The following is a 1003-nucleotide window of genomic DNA, read 5'->3' as shown; positions in this document are numbered from 1 at the left end:
ATTACAGAAATGATTTAGACTTGATTGCTGTTGCTGATGACGGCACATTTGTCAGTTTTTGTTACTGCGAGATTAGTATGCAAGAGTGCGATCGTACCGGGCGCAATGAAGGCTGGATTGCTTGTCTCGGCACTAGGCGCGGCTTCCGCAAAATGGGATTGGGACGAGCGATGTTGCTCGCTGGTTTGCATCGACTGAAAGCTGCAGGTGTCGCTACTGCTATTCTCGGCGTCGATGCTGAAAATTCATCAGGTGCCTTGCGACTTTACGAATCTGTCGGCTTCCACAATATTCGCGACAGTATTTCCTATGTTAAGGATATTTAATCCATGTTACAGTTCGCGATCGGGCTCCCACCCAAGAAACCGGGTTTTTTACCGAATCTGCGGGTTGCAACGAAATATTTTCGTGAAAAAACCGGGTTTCTCGCCACTCGTGTAAGTTTTATCTAAAAAACTTTTCCGACCCCCTTGACAATCCTGTATTACGTCTGTAGTATAAAAGTAGGGAAAGCACAGGACAAGCAAAAACCTGTATTTTCCGTGCAAATTCTGAACCTTGACAACTGAATAAACGATCAAAATTTCAAGGAACATCAATTTGAAAGTCTTGCAATACAGACTCGATTGTCATGTTGTTACTTTATACGAGACTGTTCGGTTACAAACTGACTCGACCAGAGTCAGATGCTGTAGGAAATCAGTCTAATTTCAATGAATTTCATGCGGATTCAAAACAGACAAGCTCTGCCAAATTTGAATCTACCAAAAAGGCTGAGGAAATCCGCAAGGTCAAACAAGCTTATCATTTAGAACGGCGCTTCTTTCAGTAAAGATTGTCAGATTTCGTGAATCTTTACCGATACTGGCAATTTGCTAAGTCTCACAAAAAGCCAAAGTCGAGAGCAGATAAGCTACCAATCCAACATCCAAAATTGCTCTAGGAGGTATCGGTAATGGTTCACATTCGTTTTGAAGGACGTTCCTATGACGTGGCAGAAAAC

1 protein-coding gene is annotated in these 1003 nt (G+C 42.8%); it reads left to right on the top strand.

Annotated features, from left to right (window positions below; translation table 11 throughout):
* Positions 1-326: GNAT family N-acetyltransferase (locus QUB30_RS33730; RefSeq protein WP_333342740.1), on the top strand; the 326-nt coding region annotated here is incomplete at its 5' end.
* Positions 327-1003: the final 677 nt, after the last annotated feature.

The sequence above is a fragment of the Microcoleus sp. BROC3 genome (assembly GCF_036702515.1).
In the GTDB taxonomy this organism is placed as follows: Bacteria; Cyanobacteriota; Cyanobacteriia; order Cyanobacteriales; family Microcoleaceae; genus Microcoleus.
The sequence above is the reverse complement of the archived record's forward strand: the minus strand, read 5'-3'. Positions and strand labels throughout refer to the sequence as shown.